The organism is Citrobacter sp. HN-141 (genome assembly GCF_033341895.1).
Classification (GTDB): domain Bacteria; phylum Pseudomonadota; class Gammaproteobacteria; order Enterobacterales; family Enterobacteriaceae; genus Citrobacter.
In genome coordinates, this window is sequence record NZ_JAWPBF010000001.1 from 484422 (window position 1) to 503835 (window position 19414).

The following is a 19414-nucleotide window of genomic DNA, read 5'->3' on the forward strand; positions in this document are numbered from 1 at the left end:
ATATCTTAAATGCCTTTGCCAAAGGTATTACATTGTCCCGGATCGCCACTGTCAAAGCCGCGTTTAAACCAGGTGTAACGTTGCTGCGAGGTGCCGTGAGTAAAGCTATCGGGCACAACGCGCCCTTGCCCTTGCCCTTGCTGTTGCAAACGATCATCACCAATGGCCTGAGCGGCGTTTAACGCCTCTTCCAGATCGCCGGATTCAAGTACACCCTGCTGCTGCATACTGTGTCCCCAGACACCCGCAAAGCAATCCGCCTGCAACTCCATACGAACAGAAAGGCGATTCACTTCGGCCTGAGAGGCATTCTGCTGCATCTGGCGAACTTTCGGTTCAATACCCAGCAGTTTCTGCACATGGTGGCCTACTTCGTGCGCGATGACATAGCCCTGAGCAAAATCGCCATCGGCGCCCAGCTTATTTTTCATGTCATCATAGAAGGAAAGATCGATATATACCGTACCGTCCGCCGGGCAATAAAACGGTCCCATCACGGACTGACCCGCACCGCAGCCGGTACGCGTCGCGCCACGATACATCACCAGCTTCGGCTGTTGATAGGTGCGCCCCATTTTTTCAAACTGCTGACCCCAGGTATCTTCGGTCGTTGCCAGTATCACTGAGGTAAATTTTGCGGCTTCATCGTCATTTGGGCTGATGGAGCGTGTGGTTTGCTGTTGCGAAACAGGCTGGCCGGTCATCAGTCCGGTGAGATCCACGCCATAATAGCCCGCGACAAGCACCACAATCAGCAGAATGATACCGCCTTTACCACTCGGCAAACGAAAACCAGGGCCGCCCATGGAAGGACCACCGCCGGCGCTATTTCGTCTGTCTTCTACATTGTCACTTTCACGACGCCCTTGCCAGCGCATAGTCACCTCAACTTTTTATTCATTATGTTGATGATCGTAGGCGGTTCGGAACAGGATTACCATAAGAAATAGTAATCAAATCAGGTGGGGTTAATGAGCCGGAGAGCGATCGCCGGCTCAGGGGAAGATTAGTCTAACTTCACACCCAGGCGATGCGCGACGGCTTCATAGGCTTCGATCAGGCCGCCCAGACTCTGGCGGAAGCGATCTTTGTCCATTTTATCCAGCGTTTCTTTATCCCACAGGCGGCTACCGTCCGGTGAGAATTCATCACCCAGAACCACTTCACCTTTATACAAACCAAACTCAAGTTTGAAGTCGACCAGAATCAGACCAGCATCATCAAACATCTTTTTCAGCACGTCGTTAGCTTTGTAGGTCAGCTCTTTCATACGTGCCAGATTCTCTTTGCTCACCCAACCAAAAGTTTCGCAATAGGAATCGTTAATCATTGGATCGTGCATAGCATCGTTTTTCAGGAACAGATCAAACAGCGGCGGATTCAGTTCAATACCTTCCTCAACGCCTAAACGCTTAACCAGAGAGCCTGCCGCGCGGTTACGTACCACACATTCAACCGGTACCATCTCCAGTTTTTTCACCAGACATTCGGTATCAGAAAGCAGTCGCTCCATCTGGGTAGGAATGCCCGCTTCTTGCAGTTTAGTCATAATGAAATGGTTGAATTTGTTGTTCACCATGCCTTTACGGTCAAACTGTTCAATGCGCGCGCCATCCCCTGCTGACGTATCATTGCGGAATTCGAGCACCAACAGGTCCGGGTTTTCCGTGCTGTATACGGTCTTCGCTTTACCACGATACAACTCAGCTTGCTTTTGCATCTTTATTACTCCTGGGTGTGAATTAACGATAAATATTGCGTTTTTCTGCCGACGCACACGTTTGCGTATCATATCAGAAAAAAAGGGCTGGAGTTATCCAGCCCTTTATTTTTACTTACTGAACGCTGCCTGGAAGACGGCGACCAGCGCGTCGTTCTGGCTTTGCGTCAGGGTATGCCCCTTCGGATCGATAAACTGCAAACTACTGCGGTTGTCTAAATCACCGACCTGCAGTTTGTAGTCGCCGGATACCAGACCCGGATCGCTTGCGCCCAGCTCCTGCCAGTTACTGTCTGACAGTGGTTTGTAAGTCACCGCGATGCTGCCCTGAGAACGGGTGCTGTCGGTCACTTTCATGCCCACTTTTTCCAGCGCTGCCGGCAGACGCTGCCACACCACGTTGAACGGTCCACGTACCACCAGCATCGGTAAACCGGTGTCATCTGCAGCACTCTGAACGTCCATCGTCGCGGCAGAACGGTTCTGCGCGGCATTCGCGGCGTCAGTGGCGTTCTTATCCAGACCCGCAGAGATAACGTTCATCATCTCAGCGCTATAGCGCTGCATGGATGCCGCATCGGCTACCGGTTTACCCGCCTGCTCGAGGTTAATCAGTTTCACCGTCACCGCCTGCTGATAGCCCTGCGGTTTAACCGAGATTTGATAACGTCCACGGTACTGTTCGTCTTCATCCAGACGGTTCCAGTCAACCCAATCGGTGGTCAGCGTCTGGCTGGCATCATCACGTTTCGCGATGGTGTAGTTTTTAGACTGAACAACGCTCACGACCTGCGGCCACAGCGTGTTGCCACGACCATTTTCCACCAACAATGTCGCTGTATCGCCCGCGATCTGAGTACGGGCGCCAGTAACTAATGCTAACGGCTGAGCCGGTGGGCGAATATCCAGCGCTTTGCCCACGGCACCGCTGCCGTTGGTTACCGGGATGTTATAGTCACCGGTCATAACCGGCAGAATCATCCCAGCTGGCGCGTGAAGCTCAGCAAGCGGTGCGGCCTCCAGATAGGATTCATCACCGCTCACCTGGCGCTTATAGCGCGAGTCAGAACTACAGGCCGCGAGCAGCATAACAAGCGAAACACCCGCAACCTTGGCCAGGCGCGACTTTTGTACTGAGTAAGCCATCAAATCTCCCTAAACTTTACAGCAAACCGGCATGCTTAAGCGCCGCTTTGACGATATCACGAGCATTGTCCGTGATTGGCGTCATCGGCAAACGTAGCGTATCGGTCGCCACAAGTCCCAACTCCTTACATGCCCATTTCACGGGAATAGGATTGGGTTCGACAAATAGTTTGTTGTGTAACGGCATCAGACGCTGGTTAATCACCCGCGCCTCGGCAAATTGCCCGGCTGCCGCCAGTTTGCACATTTCAGCCATATCACGTGCCGCAACGTTAGACGTTACGGAAATCACGCCATGACCACCGAGCTGCATAAAATCCAGTCCGGTCGCGTCATCACCGCTGAGCAGAATAAAGTCGTCCGAAACCAGCTCTTTGATCTGGTGAACACGACTTAAGTTCCCTGTGGCCTCTTTGATAGCGACAATATTTTTTACCTTCGCCAGGCGACCAACGGTTTCCGGCAGCATATCGCAGCCAGTACGGGACGGCACATTATACAGAATTTGCGGCAGGTCAGTATGTTCCGCGATGGCTTTGAAATGCTGGAACAAACCTTCCTGAGTTGGGCGGTTGTAATAAGGCGTCACCGTCAGGCAGCCGACAACACCGCTGTCGTTAAAACGCTGCGTCAGACTAATGCCTTCTGCGGTCGCATTGGCGCCGGTTCCGGCAATAACCGGAATACGCCCGTCAGCCAGTTCCAGCGTCATCATTACCACATCGCCATGTTCATCATGACTCAGGGTAGCGGACTCACCGGTGGTGCCAACCGAAACGATCGCCGAGGTGCCGCTGGCGACATGATAATCAATCAGTTTTTTCAGGCTCGACCGGCAGACTTTACCTTTCTCATCCATCGGCGTAATAAGCGCGACAATACTTCCCGTGAACATGGGCCATCCTCTGTGCAAACAAGTGTCTCAATGGTACGTTTGGTACGACAATAAAAGCAAGCGACCATAGCCCTTCTGATTGTTGTATGCATGTTTTTTTTATGCTTTCCTTATGATTACCTCACCGCTCAAAGGAAGAACAGGTTTGACATCGCCATCGCAACACTATCTGGTCATTACTGCGCTGGGTGCTGACCGCCCGGGAATTGTGAACACTATCACCCGTCATGTCAGCAGTTGTGGCTGTAATATCGAAGACAGCCGACTGGCCATGCTGGGTGACGAGTTCACGTTTATCATGTTGCTGTCGGGCACCTGGAATGCCATCACCCTGATTGAATCAACCTTGCCATTGAAGGGTGCAGAGCTGGATTTACTGATCGTGATGAAGCGTACGACCGCGCGTCCCCGCCCGGCGATGCCCGCCACGGTATGGGTACAGGTCGATGTCCCCGACTCGCCTCATTTGATTGAACGCTTTACCGCCCTGTTTGACAGCCACCAAATGAATATTGCGGAACTGGTTTCGCGCACACAGCCGGCAGAAAACGGCAAGGCTGCACAGTTGTTTATTCAAATTACCGCACATAGTCCTGCGTCACATGATTCGGCAAATATTGAGGATGCGTTTAAAGCACTCTGTACAGAACTCAATGCGCAAGGCAGTATTAACGTCGTCAATTACTCACAGCATGATGAACAGGATGGAGTTAAGTAATGAACCCACTGAAAGCCGGTGATATCGCACCGAAATTTAGCTTGCCGGATCAAGACGGAGAACAAGTAAATTTAACCGACTTCCAGGGACAGCGTGTTCTGGTTTATTTCTACCCGAAAGCCATGACGCCCGGCTGTACCGTTCAGGCCTGTGGCTTGCGCGATAACATGGATCAGTTAAAAAAAGCCGGTGTTGAGGTGCTGGGGATAAGCACCGATAAACCAGAAAAGCTTTCCCGATTTGCGGAGAAAGAAGTGCTTAACTTCACGCTCCTGTCTGATGAAGATCATCAGGTTTGCGAGCAGTTTGGCGTCTGGGGTGAAAAGTCATTTATGGGTAAGACCTACGATGGCATCCACCGCATCAGCTTCCTGATTGATGCCGAAGGCAAAATTGAACATGTGTTTGATGATTTCAAAACCAGCAATCACCACGACATCGTGCTGAACTGGGTTCTGGACAACGCCTGACCGTGAAATGCCGGATGGCGGCGTGAATGCCTTATCCGGCCTACAAATGCACGCACGTAGGCCGGATAAGACGCTTTAGCGTCGCCATCCGGCAGATAACCGCCCGGTTACTCAAACGTCCCTTTAACGCACGCCTTTTTCTCTTTCACCACGGCTTTCCCCTTCGCCCACAGGTCATTCACTTCCAGCGCGTCGTTCAGCACCAGAATGTCCGCATCGCATCCCACCGCCAGACGCCCTTTATGCGCAAACCCAAGAAACTCCGCGACTGTGCGTGTAAGCGGGCATAGCGCCTGTTCCAGCGGTATCGCATGAATCTGCACCAGTTGACGCAGCGTTTCCGCCAGTGATTCAAATCCTGCGACGCCAATCCCTGTCAGATTACCGGACGCATCAAATTCCGGTTGGCTACCGTTGCCATCCGAGCTCAGGGTAATACGCGATAGCGGCACTTCGTGGCGCAACGCTGTAGCAATCGCCGTTGCCGGATCAACAGGCTCATCAATACTGCTGGTGATATCGATATAACCTCCTTTGCGGGCATACTCCAGCGCTGCCTGAAACAACGGTTCCGCGCGATTAACATGCGTTGGCAACAGTTTGGTCATCGGCACATCGCAACACGCCAGAATTTCATATAGCGGTTCCAGCATGCGTGGACTGTCCCCCATATGAAATACGCTAATCCCGGGTTTTTGCCCTAATAACCCGCCAACACGCGACTGCGCCGCCATGTTCGCCAGCGCCGTTGCATTCGGGGCGGAGGATCGATGATCCGAAACTGCGCATTTCACGCCAATCACTTTGTCAATCAGCGCGACATCGCGGTCAATACTGCCGGTTATCGTAGGTGAAGGTAGAGAATATGCGCCGGTGAGCATCCAGGCGCTGATCCCCTCACATTCCAGCGCACGGGTTTTCGCCAGCAACGACTCAGGATGGCGGGTAATCCCGTCCGTTCCCAACAATCCCACGACGGAAGTGATACCGGCTTCAACCAGTCGCGACAAGCGCACTTCCGGCGTGCGGGTATGTGGCCCTGCCTCTCCGCCGCCGCCAATCAGATGGACGTGTTGGTCGATAAAGCCGGGACACACAATTGCCCCGTCAAGATTGATGCACTCACAGCCGGGAAAATCTTCTGCCGCGATAGACGGGGCGATGGCGACAATTTTACCGCCAGAAACCAGAATATCCTGTTGGCCTAAATCTTCAGGTGCGTATACGTGTCCATGCTGGAACAACGTCAAATTAAGAATGGAACAGTTCATAACCTTCCTTGTCAGGCAATAACCTGCATAACCCAAATAGAGAGCAGCGCATTAATCACACAGACTGCAATAATCAGCGGGTAGTAGCGAGGATGGACTCCCGCCGTTCCCAGACAACGTCCGACATTTTGTACCGGATTCCCCATCAGGTAGATAGCCGGTAGCAATACCGTAGCATCATGTCCTGAAAGCGTACCTGCGACAACCAGGCTTGCACAAACGCCGACGCCGCCTCCCATACTCATCACCGCCGCCAGCAGCACGGTGGCAGACTCCCCCGGCAGCCCCCACAACGCCATGACCGGTTCACATACCCTGCCTACGATGTCGAGTAACCCCGTCACCTTCAGCGCCTGAATAATCACAAACGCCATCACCACGTTAGGTAACAAACTGGTCGTGGCAATGGTAAACCCGCGTCGTGCGCCATCGATAAACATATCCATGACATTTTTACGTACGTGTGTTGTCATCTCAGTCCTCCCGCTGCATACGGCGATGTTCAAGCTGTGCGATCCACAACCGTAGCAGGTTAGCCCCTATAAACTTGAAGACAAGGATCACCGCCAGCGGCGTGATTATCGGTACGGTGACCATCGTAAACAGGGCTGCGCCTGACGAAAAATAGTTAGTGATGCACGCACTACCGCTGGTTTGCCAACAGGCAAAGATGGCGCGTTCCTGCTCGGTAATGATCCCCTCTTCGGCCATTTCCTTGGTCATCCCGGCCGCCGCATCGGTATTTTGTAAATTCGCGATCAGCGCCAACGAGCACACACCCGGGATACCGAGTAAAGGTCGCAGAACGGGCGTCATCAGCTGTTGTGCCGCACGCAGCCCTCCAAGCCCTTCGGTTACAGAAATAATCCCGAGAGAAAGAATGACGGAAGGTGCCAATTCAAGCGCGAATAAAAAGCCATCTTTTGCCCCCATACCGCCCGTACCGCGAAAAGAGACCGCCGTGTCGCCCGCCGCATTAATCTGCCCAAATGCGCCGTTGAGGACGGTAAAGTCAAATACCCGCCACCATTCGGCACTTTTCGCAAACATGCCGGAAAAAAGGACAATTGTGATGAAAAAAGCGAGATAGCCGCCCCATCCCACCTTTTGCTGCGCGTGTGTGTTGTGACCCATTTAATTCTCCTGTTGGTCTTATTCCTTGCGTGACGAAAAAAGCATCACGAGGGCCAAGTTAAAGACAAACGTGGAGAAAAACGATATCGGAGGAAATTATTCAGAAAGTGTGGATAGAGGTCAGACAAGTTCAGTTCCGACAGCATGGCGCCGTCGGAACTGATGGATTAGCGATCGTCAACCGTCTGACCATCCGGCCAGGCATGGACCACGGCTTTGATTAGCGTCGCCAGCGGAATGGCAAAGAAAACGCCCCAGAATCCCCACAGGCCGCCGAAAATAACTACCGACAGAATAATCACCAGCGGATGCAGGTTTACAGCTTCGGAAAAAAGTACGGGAACCAGCAGATTGCCGTCCAGCGCCTGGATTATCAGGTACACGGCGAAACAGCTCCAGAACTCCGTTCCGAGTCCGAACTGAAACAACGCCACACCAACAACCGGAATCGTCACCACAAACGCGCCGATGTACGGGATGAGCACAGAGAACCCCACCAGCACCGCCAGCAGCAGAGAGTAGTTAAGGCCAAACATCAGGAAGCCCAGCCAGGTTGCCACACCGACCACCACCATCTCCAGTACTTTACCGCGGATATAGTTGGTGATTTGCTGGTTCATTTCTTTCCAGACCTGTCCTGCCAGTCCACGATTTCGCGGCAGCACCCGGCGCACAGCATTCAACATCTGGCTTTTATCCTTCACCAAAAAGAATACCATCAGTGGGACAAGCACCAGATACACCGCCAGCGTCAACAACCCAACCAGAGAAGCCAGCGAATATTTCACCACTGAATCGCCCATGGTGAGCATCCGGGAACGCATATTCTCCGCCATCGCATCAATGATGCCCGCATCCATAAGCGCCGGATAACGTCGCGGTAAGGTGGCGGCAAAGTCAGACAACTTGTTGAGCATGCCAGGCATATCGCGGATCAAATAGATGCCTTGCTGCCATGCGACAGGCATTACCACAAACGCCATCAGCAGCAAAATTCCGACAAACACCACCAGCACAATTGACGTTGCCCAGCGCCGCGAGCAACCGATATTTTCCAGCCGGGCGGTAGGCCACTCCAGCAAATAAGCCAGCACAATCGCGACCAGCAGCGGCGCTAGCAGACCGCTAAAGAAGAACAGGATGCCAAAACCGGCAACCAGAATAATCAGCAAAGCAATAGCCTCTGGGTCGCTAAAGCGGCGGCGATACCATTGCGTCAACATTTCGAGCATAAAACCTTCCCTGAACCTCAATAGCGGGATTGCGATCCCGAATTGTATCGAAATGTCACAAAAAAGACTTCGCTTTTTATGGCTGATTACGCAAAGTGAAAAGACATTTTTCCTGGGTGTTCATCGTCAGGTTTCGCAGTTACACTCGCTAAGCTTGCGGAGTGTGAACGATACTTCACGGCATTGGTCAAATGGCTATCTCAAAAAAGAATACAGGACAGAGGTTATGTTCAGGCAGTTGAAAAAAAACCTGGTTGCTACCCTCATTGCTGCACTGACCGTCGGTCAGGTCGCGCCCGCATTTGCTGACACTGCGGATACCCTACCTGATATGGGAACCTCGGCAGGGAGTACGCTTTCTATTGGACAAGAAATGCAGATGGGCGATTATTACGTTCGCCAGCTGCGCGGTAGTGCGCCGTTAATTAACGATCCGCTGCTAACCCAATATATTAATGCTCTGGGGATGCGCCTGGTTTCGCATGCAGATTCCGTAAAAACACCCTTCACTTTCTTTTTAATTAACAACGATGAAATAAACGCCTTCGCTTTTTTTGGCGGCAACGTTGTATTGCACTCAGCGCTGTTCCGCTATTCCGATAACGAAAGCCAACTGGCGTCGGTAATGGCGCACGAAATTTCTCACGTCACGCAGCGCCACTTGGCGCGTGCGATGGAAGATCAGAAACGTAGCGCACCGCTGACATGGGTCGGCGCATTAGGCTCGATTTTATTAGCAATGGCCAGCCCGCAGGCAGGGATGGCGGCGCTAACCGGTACGCTGGCGGGTACTCGCCAGGGGATGATTAGCTTTACTCAGCAGAACGAACAGGAAGCAGACCGCATCGGTATTCAGGTGCTGCAACGTTCAGGATTTGATCCCCAGGCCATGCCAACATTCCTGGAGAAACTGCTCGATCAGGCCCGTTACTCTACACGTCCCCCGGAAATTCTTCTGACTCACCCCCTGCCAGAAAGCCGTCTGGCAGATGCGCGTAACCGCGCCAACCAGATGCGCCCGGTCGTCGTGCAATCTTCAGAAGATTTCTATTTGGCCAAAGCGCGCACCCTGGGCATGTACAATTCAGGCCGCAACCAGTTAACCAGCGATCTACTGGATAACTGGTCGAAAGGCAACGTGCGCGAACAGCGCGCTGCGCAGTACGGTCGGGCGCTGCAAGCGATGGAAGCCAGTAAATACGACGAAGCACGTAAAGCGCTACAGCCGCTGCTGGCGGCAGATCCGAATAATGCCTGGTATCTCGACCTGGCAACAGACATCGATCTCGGCCAGAAGAAAACCAGCGATGCTATTAATCGCCTGAAAAATGCTCGTGACCTGCGCGTGAATCCAGTATTGCAGCTCAACCTGGCAAATGCGTATTTGCAAGGTGGACAAGCGAAAGAGGCGGCCACCATCCTGAATCGCTATACGTTTAACCATAAAGATGACACTAACGGCTGGGATCTGTTGGCGCAAACGGAAGCGAATCTGAATAACCGCGATCAGGAGCTGGCCGCGCGTGCTGAAGGGTATGCGCTGGCGGGCCGTCTTGATCAGGCGATCTCGATGCTCAGCAACGCCAGTGCTCAGGTGAAACTCGGCAGTCAGCAGCAGGCCAGGTACGATGCCCGTATCGACCAACTGCGCCAACTGCAAGAGCGCTTTAAACCGTACTCGAAGATGTAACTATTGAATACTTGCCGGATGGCGGCGCTGTTGCGCCTTATCCGGCCTGCGGCAGGCACATTTGGTCGGCCGAATCGTCATGCAAGGAGAAGTCATGTCAGACGCGATTAAAATTTACCATAACCCACGCTGCTCAAAGAGCCGTGAAACGCTGGAATTACTAAAGTCTAACGGTGTAGAGCCAGAAGTCGTGCTGTATCTGGAAACCCCGGCTGATGCAGCGACACTGCGTGAATTGCTGAAGATGCTGGGCATGTCCAGCGCTCGCGAACTGATGCGTCAGAAAGAAGATCTCTACAAATCGCTCAACCTGGCGGACAGCAGTTTGAGTGAAGATGCGCTGATTCAGGCAATGGTCGAAAACCCGAAGCTGATGGAGCGCCCGATTGTGGTAGCGAAAGGTCAGGCGCGGATTGGTCGCCCACCTGAGCAGGTGCTGGAAATCGTCGGTTAATCTTAAGACTGCCGCAGTTTTTCGGCTGCGGCACTTACAGCTTCAAAATTTCTTTTACGAAGGGAATCGTCAGCTTGCGCTGAGCGGTGATCGAAGCATGGTCCAGTTGATCCAGCGTCATAAACAGCGTACGCATTTCCCGATCCAGACGCTTAAGCAGGAAACGTCCCACATCTTCCGGCAGTTCAAACCCACGTAATCTGGCGCGTAATTGCAAAGCCTGTAGCTTGTCTTCATCGGAAAGCGGCTGAAGCTTGTAGATTTGCCCCCAGTCCAGACGTGAGGCGAGATCCGGCAGCCCCAGATTCAGCTGTCTCGGCGGACGATCGCCGGTGATCAACAGGCGCGTTTTCCCCGACTCCAGAATGCGGTTGTAGAGATCAAAGATCGCCATTTCCCACAGCGAATCGCCGGCCACACATTCGATGTTATCGATGCAAACCAACGATAAATGCTCCATACCATCGAGCACCTCGGGGACGAACCAGGTTCGTTTATCGAGCGGCACATACCCTACCGCATCACCGCGTGCAGACAGTTCTGCACATGCCGCATGCAGCAAGTGACTACGGCCTGCGCCTTCACGCGACCAAAGATAAATGTACCCGCTATGTTCCTGACGCAGCACGTTTTGCAGTGCAGCCAGTAAAGAGGAGTTATCCCCCGGCCAGAAACTTGCGAAGGTTTCATCGTCAGGAAGATAAAGTGGCAGAGAGAGCTGTGCCGGTGTGTTCAGAGATACCTCAACCCAGGATTTCATAAAATCGAGATGAGTTTAACACAGAAATACGTCGTGATAGAACCGGGCAGCGTCGCCGCCCGGTCAGAGACTTACTGTTGAGGGCTATCCGCATCTTGAGCATCAAGAACCACTTCTTCCGGACGCAGCAGACTGATGACTTTGAAAATCAGGCTCAGGCAAACGCCGACGATGGTCGCCAGCGCCATACCTTTCAGTTCCGCAGCCCCAATATGAACCTTCGCGCCGCTTACGCCGATGATCAAAATAACAGACGTCAGGATCAGGTTTTGCGCCTTGTTATAATCGACTTTTGATTCGATCAACACGCGAATACCAGAAGCGCCAATCACGCCGTACAGCAGCAACGATACACCGCCCATGACCGGCAGCGGGATAATCTGGATTGCCGCCGCCAGTTTACCCACACAGGAGAGCAGAATGGCGAAAATCGCCGCACCGCCGATAACCCAGGTACTGTATACGCGAGTAATCGCCATTACGCCGATGTTTTCGCCGTACGTGGTGTTCGGCGTAGAGCCGAAGAAACCAGAAATCACCGTCGACAGGCCGTTGGCAAACATCGAGCGGTGCAGGCCAGGGTCACGAATCAGATCTTTTTTCACAATGTTGGCCGTGACGACCAGGTGGCCTACGTGCTCGGCGATAACGACTAATGCCGCAGGCAGGATGGTCAGAATCGCAACCCACTCAAAGCGCGGTGTGTAGAACGTCGGCAGCGCAAACCAGTGCGCTTGGGCAATGGGTGTGGTGTCCACAACACCCATCACAAAGGAAAGCGCGTAACCGGCCAGTACACCAATCAAAATCGGGATAATCGCCATAAAACCGCGGAACAGCACGGAGCCAAATACCGTTACGGCCAGCGTCACCATTGAGATGATGATGGTTTTCGAGTCGGGTAATTGCCCTTCAGCAGGCAACAATCCCGCCATACCCGCAGCAACGCCCGCCAGCTCCAGACCGATGACGGCAACGATTGCGCCCATCGCGGCAGGTGGGAACATCACATCCAGCCAGCCGGTGCCGGCTTTCTTCACGATGAAAGAAACCAGGCAGAACAGTACGCCGCACATAATAAAACCGCCCAGCGCCACTTCATACCCTAACGGCAGCAGCAACAGTACCGGGGAGATAAACGCAAAGCTGGAACCCAGATAGGCTGGAATTTTACCTTTGCAAATGAAGAGATACAGCAACGTACCAATGCCGTTAAACAGCAGGACGGTAGCCGGGTTGATATGAAACAGGACTGGCACCAGTACCGTTGCACCAAACATGGCGAACAGGTGCTGCAAACTAAGCGGGATTGTCTGTAAAAGCGGCGGTCTTTCACTCACCCCGATAGCACGGCGCGTCATAGTGTTTTCCTCTGAGTATTGTGTGTTAGTAGCGATTGGGTTGTTTTATTCAAAAAAAAGCCGACTCTTAAAGTCGGCTTCTTTTTATTTATTCATTTACTTGGTACCAAAAATCTTATCGCCGGCATCGCCGAGTCCCGGAATAATGTATCCCTGCTCGTTCAGCCCCTGGTCGATAGATGCGGTGTACAGCTCAACATCCGGGTGTGCTTTTTCCAGTGCCGCAATACCTTCTGGCGCCGCAACCAGGACCAGTACTTTAATGCTGGTGCAGCCTGCATTCTTCAGCAGGTCGATGGTCGCGATAACGGAACCACCGGTTGCCAGCATCGGGTCAACGATCAGCGCCATGCGCTCATCGATGTTAGAAACCAGTTTCTGGAAATACGGAACCGGCTCCAGCGTCTCTTCGTTACGGTACATCCCCACCACGCTGATACGCGCGCTCGGAACGTTCTCCAGTACGCCTTCCATCATACCCAGGCCCGCACGCAGGATGGGGACAACGGTGATTTTTTTACCTTTGATTTGGTCTACTTCAACCGGGCCGTTCCAGCCTTCAATGGTCACCTTTTCGGTTTCCAGACCTGCAGTTGCTTCATAAGTCAGCAGGCTGCCAACTTCCGAGGCGAGTTCACGAAAGCGTTTAGTGCTGATGTCGTTTTCACGCATCAGTCCCAGCTTGTGTTTGACGAGTGGGTGTTTGACTTCCACGATCTTCATACTCTTCTCCTTTCCTCAGACGAGTGGCAACCACAAAAAAAATCGCCGGATTATACCGCTTTTCGTCTCTGGCGCAACACTGGATACGCTTGATATGGATCAACCAAAGTCATTTGCGTCTGGAAGATGAGTATAAAACAAGCCCCGCAATATGGGCGGGGCTTAATATCAATACACTGAATTTTATAGAGATTCAGCGTTACTCCGAATGACATTTTGATACCATGAAAAAGATATCTTAGGAGAACGTGCTAATGTCCCACTACCGTCATTATTTTTATCGACATAAATAAATCCGTAGCGTTTTTTCATTTCACCGGTTCCCGCTGACACTAAATCAATACAGCCCCATGGCGTGTAGCCCATAAGATCCACGCCATCTTCCACCACCGCTTTTTTCATCTCACGGATGTGAGCTGCCAGGTAGTCGATGCGGTACCGATCATTCACCGTGCCGTCACTTTCCTGTACGTCAATCGCGCCAAACCCGTTTTCAACAATAAACAGCGGGAGCTGATAATGATCCCAGAACCAGTTCAGCGAATAGCGCAGACCAACGGGATCAATCTGCCAGCCCCAGTCTGATTTCTGCACATACGGATTGGGCACCAGGCTTTTCGATTCGTCGTAATCCAGCTGCGGGTTATCTGCCGTTGCCTGCGTCGCGAAGGACATATAGTAGCTAAAGCCGATATAGTCGACGCAGCCCTGAGCCAGTATTCGTCGGTCTTCTTCGGTAATATCGAGTTCGAAGCCGCGGCGCGCAAAGTAGTTCAACAGATGCTGCGGATACTTGCCCCGTACGTGAACGTCGGTAAACCAGTATCGACGGTGCATCGCGTTCATTGCCATCATCATATCGTCTGGCGCACAGGTCAGTGGATAAACAGGACACATAGCGATCATGCAACCAACCTGCAATGCCGGGTTGATTTCACGTGCAACCTTTACTGCCAGCGCGCTCGCCACCAGTTCATAGTGCGCCGCCTGGTACATGATCGGTTCGCGGTCTTCACCCGGCTGATACTTAAGGCCGGAGTTGGTAAACGGAGCGAAATCTTCGTGGAAGTTAGCCTGGTTGTTGATTTCATTAAATGTCATCCAGTACTTCACTTTATGCTGGTAGCGGGTGAAAACCACTCTGGCAAAACGGACAAAGAAATCGATCAGCTTACGATTGCGCCAGCCACCGTATTCCGTCACCAGGTGATAAGGCATCTCGAAATGCGACAGTGTAATCACCGGTTCAATGCCATACTTCAGGCATTCATCAAAGAGATCGTCGTAGAATTGCAATCCGGCTTCATTGGGCTGTGCTTCATCGCCTTGCGGGAAAATACGCGTCCACGCAATGGAGGTACGAAAGCACTTAAAGCCCATTTCGGCAAACAGCTTAATATCATCTTGATAGCGATGATAAAAATCGATGGCCTCGTGGTTAGGGTAATTTTTACCTGCCATCACGCCGTCGGTTATTTCACGCGCAACCCCATGGGCCCCAGCCGTCATCACATCGGCAACGCTAATCCCTTTACCGCCCTCCTGCCAGCCGCCTTCCAGTTGATGAGCGGCCACAGCGCCACCCCACATAAAATCTGCTTTAAACCCAGACATACGTTTCCCCTATCGTGATTGCACTGTTCAAACGCACCCGATGTGGCACGCAACAGAAAACAGAAACCGGTTTCAGTACGATACTGTGCATTCAGCAGGCAGGTTTCAAGCACAAGGCTGAACCCGGTTTCATTTTCGTGGCGCAGTTCAAACAAATAGATAAACGACTGTAAAATGCTGAAATACTCAGCAGATAAAAGTCAATGCATAGCAGGCTCGCAAACGTTTGCTTTCCCTGTTAGAATTGCGCCGAATTTAATTGCTACCGCAAGTTAACGCGTGGGGACCCAAGCAGTGACCGATAAAACCTCTCTTAGCTACAAAGATGCCGGTGTTGATATTGACGCGGGTAATGCTCTGGTTGATCGAATCAAAGGCGTAGTAAAGAAAACTCGTCGCCCGGAAGTAATGGGTGGTCTGGGTGGCTTCGGTGCGCTGTGCGCATTGCCGCAAAAATATCGTGAACCGGTACTGGTTTCCGGCACTGATGGCGTAGGGACAAAACTGCGTCTGGCAATGGATCTGAAACGCCACGATACCATCGGCATTGACCTGGTGGCGATGTGTGTGAACGACCTCGTGGTTCAGGGCGCTGAACCGCTATTTTTCCTCGACTACTATGCAACGGGTAAACTGGATGTGGACACCGCAGCCAGCGTAATCAACGGCATTGCCGAAGGTTGCCTGCAGTCTGGTTGTGCGTTGGTTGGTGGCGAAACGGCTGAAATGCCTGGGATGTATCACGGTGAAGATTACGACGTGGCGGGCTTCTGCGTCGGCGTCGTTGAAAAATCAGAAATTATCGACGGTTCAAAAGTGGCTGATGGCGATGTGCTGATTGCGCTCGGCTCAAGTGGCCCGCACTCTAACGGCTACTCCCTGGTACGTAAAATTGTTGAAGTCAGCGGTTGCGACCCAGAAACCACCGAGCTTGAAGGCAAGCCACTGGCGGACCATTTACTGGCGCCGACACGCATTTATGTGAAATCCATTCTGGAACTGATCGAGAAGGTTGATGTGCATGCTATCGCGCACCTGACCGGCGGCGGTTTCTGGGAAAATATTCCGCGCGTACTGCCAGACAACACGCAGGCCGTGATCGACGAATCCTCATGGCAGTGGCCGGCCGTCTTCAACTGGCTGCAAACTGCGGGTAACGTCAGTCAGCACGAGATGTACCGCACCTTCAACTGTGGGGTCGGCATGGTCATTGCCCTGCCTGAATCCGAAGTAGAAAGTGCACTCGCGCTGCTGAATGCAAAAGGTGAAAACGCCTGGAAAATCGGTATCATCAAAGCGTCTGATTCCGAACAGCGTGTGGTCATTGAATGAAAAACATTGTGGTGCTCATTTCCGGCAACGGAAGCAATTTGCAGGCAATAATCGATGCCTGCAAACAGAAAAAAATCAGTGGCACCCTACGTGCAGTATTCAGCAACAAGGCCGATGCGTTCGGCCTTGTTCGCGCGCGAGAGGAAAATATTCCGGCACATTCCCTGGAAGCAAGCCACTTTGCCAGCCGCGAAGCATTCGACCGCCAGCTGATTCAGGAAATTGATGCCTATGCGCCAGATGTCGTCGTGCTGGCCGGCTATATGCGCATCCTCAGCCCGGCGTTTGTCGCTCACTATTCTGAACGACTGCTGAATATCCATCCCTCTTTATTACCCAAGTACCCTGGGCTGCATACCCATCGTCAGGTGCTGGAAAACGGCGATGAAGAACACGGCACCTCCGTCCATTTTGTCACCGATGAACTGGACGGCGGACCGGTTATTCTCCAGGCCAGGGTGCCAGTATTTGCAGGCGATAGCGAAGATGATATTACTGCCCGGGTTCAGGCGCAGGAACATGCGATTTACCCGCTGGTCGTCAGTTGGTTTACCGACGGTCGCCTGAAGATGCGCGATAACGCAGCATGGCTGGACGGCAATCGCCTCTCACCACAGGGTTATGCCGCAGACGAATAATCGGCTCATCAATCTGTAAAGCCGGATGGCGGCATAAATGCCTTATCCGGCCTACGCGTTATTCTCCCCTTTCTCTTCGCTATCAGACGGTTTATTGTCATATTTTTCTGGCACAGTTGGACATCTGAGAGCAATGCTCGCCATAATAAATCGGTAGTGTCCCGTGAATGAAACGGAGTAAAAGTGGTAATGGGTCAGGAAAAGCTATATATCGAGAAAGAACTCAGCTGGTTAGCGTTCAACGAACGTGTGCTCCAGGAGGCAGCTGATAAATCAAACCCGTTGATCGAACGGATGCGTTTCTTAGGCATCTATTCCAATAATCTTGACGAGTTTTACAAGGTACGTTTTGCCGAACTGAAGCGTCGTATCATTATTAGCGAAGAACAGGGTTCAAACTCTCACTCCCGCCATCTGTTAGGCAAAATCCAGGCCCGCGTATTAAAAGCCGATCAGGAATTTGACGGCCTGTACAACGAATTACTGCTGGAGATGGCGCGCAACCAGATCTTCTTGATCAACGAACGCCAGTTGTCAGTCAATCAACAGAGCTGGTTACGCCACTACTTCAAGCAATATCTGCGTCAGCACATTACGCCAATCCTGATTAACCGCGAGACGGATTTAGTCCAGTTTTTAAAAGACGATTACACTTATCTGGCCGTGGAAATTATCCGCGGAGATACGATCCGTTACGCTTTGCTGGAAATTCCATCCGATAAGGTTCCTCGCTTTGTGAATTTGCCGCCGGAAACCCCGCGTCGTCGCAAACCGATGATCCTGCTGGACAACATTTTGCGCTATTGCCTTGATGACATTTTCAAAGGGTTCTTTGATTACGATGCGCTGAATGCCTATTCGATGAAAATGACCCGCGACGCCGAGTACGATTTGGTGCATGAGATGGAATCGAGCCTGATGGAGCTCATGTCTTCCAGCCTGAAACAACGTCTGACCGCAGAGCCTGTACGTTTTGTTTATCAGCGCGATATGCCCAATGCGCTGGTTGAAGTACTGCGTGAAAAGCTGACGATCTCTCGCTACGACTCCATTGTTCCCGGCGGGCGTTATCATAACTTCAAAGACTTTATTAACTTTCCCAACGTTGGCAAAGCTAACCTGGTGAATAAACCCCTGCCGCGTCTGCGCCATATCTGGTTCGATAACGAGAAGTTTCGCAACGGCTTTGATGCCGTACGTGAACGCGATGTGTTGCTTTATTATCCGTATCACACCTTTGAACACGTTCTTGAACTGCTGCGTCAGGCCTCATTCGACCCAAGCGTGCTGGCGATAAAAATCAACATCTACCGTGTGGCAAAAGATTCGCGCATCATCGACTCGATGATCCATGCCGCGCATAACGGCAAAAAAGTGACCGTGGTGGTGGAACTGCAGGCACGCTTCGATGAAGAGGCCAATATTCATTGGGCTAAGCGCCTTACCGAAGCGGGGGTTCACGTCATCTTCTCCGCGCCGGGGCTGAAAATTCACGCCAAGCTGTTCCTGATTTCGCGTAAAGAAGGTGATGAAGTCGTGCGCTATGCGCATATCGGCACCGGGAACTTCAACGAAAAAACAGCGCGCCTGTATACCGACTACTCGTTGCTGACTGCCGATTCACGCATTACCAACGAAGTCCGTCGGGTGTTTAACTTCATCGAAAACCCGTATCGCCCGGTAACGTTCGATTATCTGCTGGTTTCCCCGCAGAACTCACGGCGCCTGCTGTACAGCATGATCGACAAAGAGATCGCTAATGCACAGCAAGGGCTGCCTTCTGGCATTACCCTGAAGCTGAATAATCTGGTCGATAAAGGGCTGGTTGACCGCCTGTATGCGGCTTCAGGTTCAGGTGTCCCCGTTAATTTATTGATCCGCGGTATGTGCTCACTGATCCCGAATCTGGAAGGCATCAGCGACAATATTCGCGTTATCAGCATTGTTGACCGCTATCTCGAACACGACCGGGTCTATATCTTCGAGAACGGGGGCGATAAGCAGGTGTATCTCTCCTCTGCTGACTGGATGACCAGAAACATCGATTATCGTATTGAAGTTGCCACACCGCTTCTTGACCCACGCCTTAAGCAGCGCGTGCTGGATATTATCGATATCCTGTTCAGCGACACGGTGAAAGCCCGTTTTATTGATAAAGAACTGAGTAATCGTTACGTACCACGCGGAAACCGCCGTAAGGTTCAGTCACAATTAGCGATTTACGACTACATCAAATCACTCGAGCAACCTGACTAA

19 protein-coding genes are annotated in these 19414 nt (G+C 52.1%); 7 read left to right on the forward strand and 12 right to left on the reverse strand.

Annotated features, from left to right (window positions below):
* Positions 1-5 precede the first annotated feature (5 nt).
* From RYZ59_RS02310 to dapA, 4 genes are all read right to left on the reverse strand, one after another.
* Entirely contained in the window at positions 6-878 is an 873-nt protein-coding gene (locus tag RYZ59_RS02310; RefSeq protein WP_318044617.1) for a neutral zinc metallopeptidase, read from the reverse strand.
* 128 nt (positions 879-1006) lie between these two features.
* Complete coding sequence (gene purC, locus RYZ59_RS02315) at positions 1007-1720, reverse strand: phosphoribosylaminoimidazolesuccinocarboxamide synthase (protein ID WP_003835086.1); 714 nt, start codon at positions 1718-1720, stop codon at positions 1007-1009.
* Positions 1721-1831: 111 nt separating this feature from the next.
* A complete protein-coding gene (gene bamC, locus RYZ59_RS02320) occupies positions 1832-2866 on the reverse strand; it encodes an outer membrane protein assembly factor BamC (protein ID WP_048210947.1) in 1035 nt (344 codons plus the stop codon).
* Between the two features lie 16 nt (positions 2867-2882).
* A complete protein-coding gene (dapA, locus tag RYZ59_RS02325) occupies positions 2883-3761 on the reverse strand; it encodes a 4-hydroxy-tetrahydrodipicolinate synthase (RefSeq protein WP_318044618.1) in 879 nt (292 codons plus the stop codon).
* Between the two features lie 145 nt (positions 3762-3906).
* Between dapA and RYZ59_RS02330 the strand changes: the two genes are divergently transcribed.
* On the forward strand, positions 3907-4479 hold the full coding sequence (locus tag RYZ59_RS02330; protein ID WP_005121884.1) for a glycine cleavage system transcriptional repressor: 573 nt from the start codon (positions 3907-3909) through the stop codon (positions 4477-4479).
* A complete protein-coding gene (gene bcp, locus RYZ59_RS02335) occupies positions 4479-4949 on the forward strand; it encodes a thioredoxin-dependent thiol peroxidase (RefSeq protein ID WP_202038083.1) in 471 nt (156 codons plus the stop codon). Before RYZ59_RS02330 ends, bcp begins: the two co-directional genes overlap by 1 nt.
* A 107-nt stretch (positions 4950-5056) precedes the next feature.
* On the opposite strand, the gene iadA is transcribed toward bcp, so the two are convergent.
* The 4 genes from iadA to RYZ59_RS02355 all read right to left on the reverse strand — a co-directional run bounded on the left by iadA (position 5057) and on the right by RYZ59_RS02355 (position 8586).
* Positions 5057-6220 (reverse strand): beta-aspartyl-peptidase, encoded by a 1164-nt coding sequence (gene iadA, locus RYZ59_RS02340; RefSeq protein ID WP_318044620.1) that lies wholly within the window; start codon positions 6218-6220, stop codon positions 5057-5059.
* 11 nt (positions 6221-6231) lie between these two features.
* The gene (locus tag RYZ59_RS02345; protein WP_137384770.1) at positions 6232-6693 is read right to left on the reverse strand and encodes a YjiG family protein; all 462 of its coding nucleotides are present in this window, start codon (positions 6691-6693) and stop codon (positions 6232-6234) included.
* A gap of 1 nt (position 6694) precedes the next feature.
* Positions 6695-7354: a nucleoside recognition domain-containing protein gene (locus tag RYZ59_RS02350; protein ID WP_318044621.1), complete on the reverse strand. Its 660-nt coding sequence runs from the start codon at positions 7352-7354 to the stop codon at positions 6695-6697.
* A 167-nt stretch (positions 7355-7521) separates the two neighbouring features.
* Complete coding sequence (locus RYZ59_RS02355; RefSeq protein WP_005121878.1) at positions 7522-8586, reverse strand: AI-2E family transporter; 1065 nt, start codon at positions 8584-8586, stop codon at positions 7522-7524.
* 226 nt (positions 8587-8812) lie between these two features.
* Between RYZ59_RS02355 and bepA the strand changes: the two genes are divergently transcribed.
* Both bepA and arsC read left to right on the forward strand, forming a co-directional pair.
* Complete coding sequence (gene bepA, locus RYZ59_RS02360; protein WP_271454137.1) at positions 8813-10276, forward strand: beta-barrel assembly-enhancing protease; 1464 nt, start codon at positions 8813-8815, stop codon at positions 10274-10276.
* Between the two features lie 94 nt (positions 10277-10370).
* On the forward strand, positions 10371-10730 hold the full coding sequence (arsC, locus tag RYZ59_RS02365; RefSeq protein WP_137384773.1) for an arsenate reductase (glutaredoxin): 360 nt from the start codon (positions 10371-10373) through the stop codon (positions 10728-10730).
* Positions 10731-10764: 34 nt separating this feature from the next.
* Here the strand turns inward: arsC and RYZ59_RS02370 are convergent, their stop codons facing one another.
* From RYZ59_RS02370 to RYZ59_RS02385, 4 genes are all read right to left on the reverse strand, one after another.
* Positions 10765-11466, reverse strand: a complete 702-nt coding sequence (locus RYZ59_RS02370; protein ID WP_211924219.1) for a DnaA inactivator Hda — start codon at positions 11464-11466, stop codon at positions 10765-10767.
* Positions 11467-11561: 95 nt separating this feature from the next.
* A complete protein-coding gene (uraA, locus tag RYZ59_RS02375) occupies positions 11562-12851 on the reverse strand; it encodes a uracil permease (RefSeq protein ID WP_202038078.1) in 1290 nt (429 codons plus the stop codon).
* A 96-nt stretch (positions 12852-12947) separates the two neighbouring features.
* A complete protein-coding gene (gene upp / locus RYZ59_RS02380; RefSeq protein WP_137384774.1) occupies positions 12948-13574 on the reverse strand; it encodes a uracil phosphoribosyltransferase in 627 nt (208 codons plus the stop codon).
* 183 nt (positions 13575-13757) lie between these two features.
* On the reverse strand, positions 13758-15188 hold the full coding sequence (locus RYZ59_RS02385) for a 6-phospho-beta-glucosidase (RefSeq protein WP_318044623.1): 1431 nt from the start codon (positions 15186-15188) through the stop codon (positions 13758-13760).
* A 294-nt stretch (positions 15189-15482) separates the two neighbouring features.
* On the opposite strand from RYZ59_RS02385, the gene purM reads away from it, so the two are divergent.
* The 3 genes from purM to ppk1 all read left to right on the forward strand — a co-directional run bounded on the left by purM (position 15483) and on the right by ppk1 (position 19414).
* On the forward strand, positions 15483-16520 hold the full coding sequence (gene purM / locus RYZ59_RS02390; RefSeq protein ID WP_137384776.1) for a phosphoribosylformylglycinamidine cyclo-ligase: 1038 nt from the start codon (positions 15483-15485) through the stop codon (positions 16518-16520).
* On the forward strand, positions 16517-17158 hold the full coding sequence (gene purN / locus RYZ59_RS02395; RefSeq protein WP_318044625.1) for a phosphoribosylglycinamide formyltransferase: 642 nt from the start codon (positions 16517-16519) through the stop codon (positions 17156-17158). Before purM ends, purN begins: the two co-directional genes overlap by 4 nt.
* A 189-nt stretch (positions 17159-17347) precedes the next feature.
* The gene (gene ppk1, locus RYZ59_RS02400) at positions 17348-19414 is read left to right on the forward strand and encodes a polyphosphate kinase 1 (protein WP_202038075.1); all 2067 of its coding nucleotides are present in this window, start codon (positions 17348-17350) and stop codon (positions 19412-19414) included.